Origin of the sequence: Corynebacterium mendelii (genome assembly GCF_017307055.1) — a bacterium.
Taxonomy (GTDB): Bacteria; Actinomycetota; Actinomycetes; order Mycobacteriales; family Mycobacteriaceae; genus Corynebacterium; species Corynebacterium mendelii.
The window spans coordinates 252,215-254,093 of sequence record NZ_JAFLEQ010000003.1 but is presented as its reverse complement, the minus strand read 5'-3'; the positions used below and the strand labels follow the sequence as shown (position 1 = coordinate 254,093).

The following is a 1,879-nucleotide window of genomic DNA, read 5'->3' as shown; positions in this document are numbered from 1 at the left end:
GTGGTCTGTGGTGTGTGCACCCGGCCGGTGAAGACGGGATGTTTTTTAAGGCTCCGCCACCGGCCAACGTCCGGTGGCTGTCCCGCTTGTGGGGTTGTTCTGCTGGCGTGCCCGGAACAAGGGGCCGTCTGCCGGTGTGCGTCCCGTCTGCCAATCGGCGGCCCGGTCGTCACCCGGCGGGGCGGCTAGCGCATCGCGGAGATGGTGTTTTCCGTGGCGCGGGCAAGCAGCTGGACATCAGCGGCGAGGTTGATGAAATCCGCGCCGCGGTCAATGTAGGCCCGTGCCTGGGCGGGGTCGAAGGCGTTGACACCGACGAGAGTGCCGTGTTTTTTCGCCGCGGTCATCGCGTGGTCGACGGCCGCCAGCACATCCGGGTGGGATTGCTGGCCGATCAGCCCCATGGAGGCCGCCAGGTCACTGGGGCCGATGAAAATGGCGTCCACACCGTCGGTTGCGGCGATGGCCTCGGCATTGTCGACTGCCGTGGTTGACTCGATCTGCACGGTCAGTGACACCAGGGATCCGGCGCGGGTCAAATAGTCCGGAACCCGGTTCCAGCGTGACGAACGGGCCAGTGCCGAACCGACACCGCGCACCCCGCGGGGCGGATAGTGCATGGCGGCGACAGCCTGCGCGGCATCCTCGGCGGTATCGATCATGGGAACCATGATGTTTTGCGCGCCCAAATCCAGGTACTGCTTGATCAGTGCGACATCGCACACCGGTACCCGCACCACCGGGCTGACCGACCGGTAGGCGGCGGTGGCCCGCAGTATCGCCGATACCGATTCCAATCCGACCGGTGAATGCTCGCCGTCGACAAGCACCCAGTCGCAGCCGGAGCCGGCCACGATTTCCGCGGCACAGGCCGATCCGGAGCACACCCACAGCCCGAGCGCGGGAGTGGTGCCTGCCGCCACACGGGCGGTGAAGGTGTCGGGGAGTTCTATGTGAAACGGCATGTGATGGTTCCCAGTTCCTTGAAGTCGGCGGTCACGGTGTCACCTTTGTCCACCCACATCGGGCGGGTGAAGGATCCGGCGAGAATAATGTCGCCCTGCGACAGGCTGTCGCCGTGGGCGTGCAGTTTATTGGCCAGCCACGCCACCCCGGTGGCCGGGTGGTTGAGAATGGCCGCTGCCACGCCCGTTTCGTGGATGATCTCGTTTTTGTACAGCAGCGCCGACACCCAGCGCAGATCCACCTGGTGCGGATCGACCGGGTTGCCGCCGTAGACCATTGCGCCCATGGCGGCGTTGTCGGAGATGGTGTCGACAATGGTGCGGCCTTCCATCTCAATGCGGGAGGAGAGAATCTCCAGTGCGGGCACCACGTATTCGGTGGCCCGCAGCACATCGAAGACGGTGGCATCCGGACCGGTGAGGTCACGGCTCAAGACGAAAGCCAGCTCGGTTTCGATACGCACATTCGAAAACCGGCCGTGCTCGATTTCGGAGCCGTTGTCAAAAACCATGTCCGCGAAAATCGCACCGTAGTCCGGCTCGGTGATACCGGTGGCGTCCTGCATCACTTTGCTGGTCAAGCCGATTTTCCGGCCCACAAGCCGGCGGCCCGCGGCTACCCCGCGGCGCCGCCACTCCGCCTGGATGGCATAGGAATCCTCGACGGTCATGCCGTCGTAGCGTGCCGTCAAAAGCGGGATCATGGTGCGGTTTTTCTCGGCTTCCGCGAGATCATCCGCAATCTGGATAATGGTGTTGTTGTCGAGCATCGCTCATCGTCTTTTCGTTACAGGTTTTTTTTAAAAAACAGTCGTCGTTGTTGTCCGGTGGCACCGCTGAGGTGGGAGCCGCACAACGCTGCGGTGACCCGGCCGGGTGGCCTGTGGCCGTCGTTGTTACCGGTGGGCACACCG

General features: G+C 63.9%; 2 protein-coding genes. Both read right to left on the bottom strand.

The features are described 5' to 3' along the window. Positions 1 to 185: 185 nt before the first annotated feature. Positions 186 to 965, bottom strand: coding sequence for an HpcH/HpaI aldolase family protein (locus JZY06_RS01035; RefSeq protein WP_207117659.1), 780 nt, complete (start codon positions 963 to 965; stop codon positions 186 to 188). Further along, complete coding sequence (gene hpaH / locus JZY06_RS01030) at positions 950 to 1,735, bottom strand: 2-oxo-hept-4-ene-1,7-dioate hydratase (protein WP_207117657.1); 786 nt, start codon at positions 1,733 to 1,735, stop codon at positions 950 to 952. The genes JZY06_RS01035 and hpaH overlap by 16 nt, the downstream gene beginning before the upstream one ends. Between the last annotated feature and the right edge of the window lie 144 nt (positions 1,736 to 1,879).